Raw genomic sequence first — 5,839 nt, forward strand, 5'->3', positions numbered from 1 at the left:
CAGGCCAGAGCGTCCCGGTGCGCGCGGCGCACGGCCCGCCCGACCCACTCGTCACCGCGGTACACGTTCTCCTCGCCGACGGCCGCCAGCACGCCCGTCACCCGGAGCTGGCGGAGCAGCACGGGGCTGTCGGCGACCAGGACCAACCGGCAGCCCGCCCCGCGCAACGCGGCGGCGTACCGGTCGACGACGTCGAGGAAGGTGCCACCCGCGTCCTCGACCCCGCGCAGCCGCAGGATCACCACGGCGTCGCGCGACTGCGGTGTGACCGCGGGCAGCCGGGCCTCGAGCGCCGCGGCGGAGGCGAAGAAGATGCTTCCGTAGGGCTGCAGCACCACGACCTCGCCGGGCGGCACCTCCGCGACCGGCTCGGACTCGCGGACCCGGCCGTCCGGCCCGAGATGGGCCTGGACCAGGACGAGCCCGCCCGCCTGGCGCACGACGTGCAGCACGATCGAGAGCCCCACGCCGACCAGCACCGCGTACTGCAGCGGCACGATCATCGTCAGCACGAACGTGACCGCGAGGACGGTCGCCTGGACCGGCCCGAGCCGCGCGGTGGCCGCGATCTGGGCCGGTCGGATCGCCCCGGCCCCCACCACCACCAGCAGGCCCGCCAGGGCGGGCATGGCGACCAGCCCGACCACCCCGCCGAGCACCAGGATCACCAGGGCCATCACCAGGCTCGCGCCGAGCGGCACCAGCCGGGTGCGCCCGCCGGACGCCGCGGCCAGGGCGCTCGCGGAGGACGACCCGCCGACCGGCATGCCCTGCAGGAACCCCGCGACGAGGTTGCCGACACCCTGGCCGACGATGTCCTGCGAGGGACGGGGTGCGCCGTCCTCGCGGCGCGCCACCGAGGCCGAGACCGCCGCACCCTGGACGGCCCCGACGAACGCCAGCGACAGCGCCGGGAGCACTAGCGTCACGATCTCGCCGAACGCGGGCAGGACCGGTCCCGGGAGCGAGCGGGGCACGTCGACCAGGTCGGCCAGCAGCACGACGGGACGGCCGAGCATCCCGAACGTCGCGGCGAGCCCCGAGCCCGCCACCACCGCGACCACCAGCCCCAGCGACCCGAGCCGGGTACGGCCCAGCACCACGACCAGCGCGACCGTCACCAGCCCCACCGCCGTCGAGGCGAGGTCGACCTGGCCGAGTGACCCGAGCAGCCGGACGACCTGCACGACCCGGTTCCCCTCGCCGAGGTCGGTGCCGGTGAGCGTGCCGAGCTGGCCGAGCACGATGGTCAGCCCGACGGCCGCCACGAAGCCGGTCAGCACGGCCGTCGAGACGAAGCGCAGCAGGCCGCCGACCCGCACCAGCCCGCCGACGGCGAGCACGATGCCGGTGAGCACCGTCAGCGTGCACAGCGCCCGCGCCGGGTCCGGCATGCCCGCGAGGTCCACGTCCGCGACGATGATCGCCAGGGCCCCGGTGGACTGCACGATCATCAGCGGCGTCGCCGTGACCAGTGCCGCCGCCAGCATCCCGAACAGGTACCCGTAGAGCCCGGACAGCGGCGCCGACCCCACGAGGACGCCGCGGGCGAGGCCGTCCGGAACGCTCTCGATCCCGAGCACGACGCCGGCCCCGAGATCACGGCGCAGGAGCGCCGGGTCGGCCAGCCGCCGCAGGTCGGCGAGCGGGGAGCGGAACCTCGACCGCCCCCCGGTCACGGCTCGTCCGGGTCCGGGTCCGGGTCGTCCGCCGGCGGCCGGGACTCGCCCCCACCGCCGGTCAGGAACGCCGACATCCACCGGGTGCGGGGGTCGACGTCGAGCAGGAGGGCCTTGGCGAGCAGGGTCAGCGGGACGGCGAGCACCGCACCGAGCGGGCCGATCACGAAGGTCCAGAAGACCAGCGAGAGGAAGGTCAGGGTGAGCGACAGGTTCACCGCATCGCTCACGAACTTGGGCTGGATCACCGACTGGATCAGAAAGTTGATCACGCTGTAGGCCACGATCACGACCAGCATCAGCCTCGGCCCGCCCTCCAGCAGCGCGAGCAGGGCGGGCGGGACCAGGCCGATCAGGAAGCCGATGTTCGGGATGTAGTTCGTGACGAACGCGAGCAGGCCCCACAGCAGCGCGAGCGGCACCCCGACGATCAGCAGGAACACCGTGTCGATCGCGGCGACCGCCAGCCCGAAGACCGTCGACACGAGCAGGTAGCTGCGGGTGCCGTGGACGAACCCGCCCAGCGCGGTCATGACCTGGGCCCCCCGGCCGCCGACGACCGCGAGCCGCCGGGAGAAGCCCGCGGCGTCGACACCCATGAAGAACACCACGAAGACCAGGAAGAGCAGGTTCGAGAACGCGCCCGCCAACCCCGCCAGCAGGTCGGTCACCACACCCGCGACCCGGCCCCACGAGATCTGGCCGAGGGCCTGCTGGAGCTGCTCGGGGCCGACGCCGAGGGAGGCCAGCCACGTGCGCAGCCCGGCGAGCAGCGTGGCGAACTGCTCCTCGTAGGCCGGGAGGAGGGTGCTGAGCTGGGCCAGGGACACGGCCAGCGAGGCCGCGAGCCCGAGCACGATCCCCAGGATCACGAGCAGGGTGGCCGTGGCCGCGAGCCAGAGCGGCACGCCCCGGCGGGTGAGGATCCCGGTCAGCGGATGGACCCCGACCATGAGGATCAGCGCGAGCAGGACCGGGGCCGCGATCGCCGAGAACTGCTGCAGGGCCAGCGTGCTGACCAGGAGTCCGGTGAGCGCCAGGACCACCACGAGCCCGCGCGGCATCCCGCCGTCGGCGGCCTCCGGGTCGGCCGTGGTCACCCGAGCGCCTGCCCGCCGGCGTCGGACGGGCGCGGGTCCGGCAACCGCATCATCCGCAGCGACAGGACCACGCCGAGCAGCGCGGCGACCAGCGGCACGAGCAGCCCGACCTGGAGGGCCTGCGGACGGGCCTCGGTGTTGATCCGCAGGATCTCGTCGCGGACGTCGGGGGGCTGCGTGGCGAGGAGCTCGGCGAGCCGCGTGTTGCTCATGAGCTCCGCGTCGCTCTCGAGCACCTCGGCGACCCGTTGCTGGTCGGCAGGCGGGAGGACGGTGCTCGCCTCGGTCTCGGCGGTGAACAGGACGGTGAGGGCCGCGAGCATCGTCGCCCCGGCGAACGCGAGCCCGAAGGACAACCCGAAGGAGCCGCACGCCGAGTTCACCCCGGCGGCCTCGCTGACCCGCTCCGCCGAGACGGGCGAGAGCGTGTAGTTGTTCAGCTGCGAGACCAGCAGGCCCAGGCCCGACCCGGACACGATCAACGGCACGACGAGCGCCCAGCCGGACTCCGCCCGCGGGACGACCAGGATCAGGGCGGCCAGGCCCACCGCGAGCGCCGCGAAGCCCACGCAGACGATCACGGCCGGTCGGTGCCGGCCCGACCGCCTGCCCGCGACCAGGGCGATCGCGAACATGCTCAGCGACAGCGGGGCGAGCGTCAGACCCGCTCCCATGGCGCTGTACTCGAGGACCATCTGCAGGAAGATGGGCAGCACGATCATGGTTCCGCCCAGCGCGACCTGCTGCAGCATCTGCTGGGAGATGCCGAGCCGGAACGGCGGCGAGGCGAACAGCGCCGGATCCGTCAGCGCGGTCCTCCCCCGTCTGGCCCGCCCTCGGAGCCAGAACACCAGGCTCACCAACCCGACGACGCCGACGGCCAGGAAGGCCGCGACCGACTCCCCGCCCTCCTGCCAGACGAGGATCCCGAGGACCACGCCGCCCATCCCGACGACGGACAACAGGCCCCCGACGACGTCGAGCCCCCGCGGCCCGGTGTACGGGACGTCCTTGACCAGCCGCAGGCCCGACAGCACCACCGCGATGATGACCGCCTCGAGGACGAAGCCGACCCGCCAGGACAGGTAGGTGGTGATGAAGCCGCCCAGCAGCGGGCCGACCGCCGCGGCGATGGCCGCGGCGGCACCGACGACGGCGTACACCTTGGTCCGCGCGGCGCCCTCGAAGTTGCCGTGGATCAGCGACTGCATCGCGGGCAGCAGGAGGGAGGCCCCCAGACCGCCCACCAGGGCCCAGAAGACGAGGACCGCCGTCAGACTCTGCGCCAAGGCCATCGCCACCGCCCCGACGGCGTAGGCCAGCAGGCCCAGCGTGTACGCCCGCTTCCGACCGATCAGCTCTCCCAGCCGGCCGCCGATCAGGATGAAGGCCGCGGACACGAGGGCCTCGAGCGCGATCGCCGACTGGACCCCGCTGACCGTCGTGTCCAGGTCGCGGACGACCGCCGAGATCGACACGTTCATCAGCGAGGTGTCGACGACGAGGACGAACATCGCCATCGCGAGCAGCAGCCCCAACAGAGTGCCACCGCCGGGCTCGGACGGGGCCCGGGCGGCGTCCTTCTCCGTCATGTCGACCTCCCTGCCTGCGGGCCGCACGGTCCGCGGAGGTGCTCCGCCGCAGAACTCGTCCCGAGCCCCGGCAAGGGGACCGCACGCCCGCCCGCCCCGGGTCACCCCGCCGGGGTGAAAGCGGCTCGCCGGCCCGCCGCGCACCGCGAGGAGGACGTCTGGACGCCCTGGGCGCCCCGTGGGGCGATGGCGGACGACCGCACGCCGGGTGCGTCCGGTCCACTCGGGACACCTCAGGTCATGCGGACACCGGCTGGAACGGCTGGAACTCGTGCTCGCCTCGCCGCAGCCGGGCCCACGAGCCCTCCGGCACCTCCGTCCACGCGCCGGGCAGCTCCCGCAGTGGCTCGGAGACCACGAACCGGGCGTCGGAGCCGAGCGTGTCGAGCACGGCCAGCTCCGGATGGAGCCGGCGCAGCGGGTCGATGTCCGTGGAGTAGTACAGCGAGCTCGTCGCCTTCTCGCTGGAGTAGCGGAAGACCCACAGCGACTCGCCGTCGCTGGTGGCCACGGTCATGTGGACCGGGTCCGGGACGTCGTGCGCGCGCCCGACCTCCTCGGCGAGCCCGACCGCCCGGGCGACCGCCGCGGGCGGGTCCTCCTCGAGGCCGAACGTGAGCGCGAGGAAGAAGAGCGTCTCGGTGTCGGTGGACCCCTCCATCAGCGGGTGCAGGGCGGGGTCCACCGCCATCCGGAGGTCGCGTTCCACCCGCGGGAACTCGGCCAGGGACCCGTTGTGCATCCACAGCATGCGCCCGTGGCGGAAGGGGTGGCAGTTGGAACGTTGCACCGGGGTCCCGCTCGACGCCCGGACGTGCGCGAACAGCAGTGGCGTCCGGACCTCCCTGGCGACCTCGCGCAGGTTCTCGTCGTTCCACGCCGGATGGGTGCTCTTGTACACCCTGGGCGGGGACCCGGCGGTGTCGCCGTACCACCCCATGCCGAAGCCGTCCCCGTTCGTCGTGAACCCCGTCAGCCGCGCGTGGAGGCTCTGGTCGATGATCGAGTGCTCGGGCCGGAACACCAGGTCGTCGGCGACGATCGGGTCGCCCGAGTAGGCCATCCACCTGCACATGGTCATCACTCCTCATCGTGTGGTCCCGTACCGGAGGCGGAGGTCGGCGAGCACCTCGAGGTCGAGCACCCGGCCGTCGTGGATCCGGTTGTCGTAGTTCTCCCGGCCGAGGAAGAGCGCGAACCGCCGCTGCACCGCGGGCCCCCACCCGTCGTCGGCCGGGGCGGGGAAGCCCGCCGCGGCCATCAGCGCGGTGAGCTCCCGGGCGAGTCCGGGGTCGATCCCGACCAGGTTCGCCGGGTCGCTCGGGTGGTAGGCGAGCCGGTGCAGCGCGTGGCACCGCACGAGCTCCGCGATCGGGTCCCGGTGGTCGTAGACGGAGAGGTCGACGTGGCGGTCGTCCAGACCCCCGTAGCCGCCGTCGCGCCGCAGGACGAGGAGCGCGGCGACCTG

The 5,839-nt window shown here is 73.5% G+C and carries 5 protein-coding genes; all 5 read right to left on the reverse strand.

Annotated elements, in window-relative coordinates; translation table 11 throughout:
* Positions 1 to 1,679: SulP family inorganic anion transporter (locus tag H5J29_RS18685; RefSeq protein WP_220187616.1), on the reverse strand; the 1,679-nt coding region annotated here is incomplete at its 3' end.
* A complete protein-coding gene (locus H5J29_RS18690; protein WP_312858304.1) occupies positions 1,676 to 2,779 on the reverse strand; it encodes an AI-2E family transporter in 1,104 nt (367 codons plus the stop codon). The genes H5J29_RS18690 and H5J29_RS18685, both read right to left, overlap by 4 nt.
* Positions 2,776 to 4,371 (reverse strand): MFS transporter, encoded by a 1,596-nt coding sequence (locus tag H5J29_RS18695; RefSeq protein ID WP_181782244.1) that lies wholly within the window; start codon positions 4,369 to 4,371, stop codon positions 2,776 to 2,778. Before H5J29_RS18695 ends, H5J29_RS18690 begins: the two co-directional genes overlap by 4 nt.
* A 238-nt stretch (positions 4,372 to 4,609) precedes the next feature.
* Entirely contained in the window at positions 4,610 to 5,452 is an 843-nt protein-coding gene (locus tag H5J29_RS18700) for a class II glutamine amidotransferase (protein ID WP_246394034.1), read from the reverse strand.
* A 6-nt stretch (positions 5,453 to 5,458) separates the two neighbouring features.
* A partial coding sequence (locus H5J29_RS18705; protein WP_220187617.1) for a hypothetical protein occupies positions 5,459 to 5,839 on the reverse strand: 381 nt, incomplete at its 5' end.

The organism is Pseudonocardia pini, assembly GCF_013870575.1.
GTDB classification, from domain to species: domain Bacteria; phylum Actinomycetota; class Actinomycetes; order Mycobacteriales; family Pseudonocardiaceae; genus Pseudonocardia; species Pseudonocardia pini.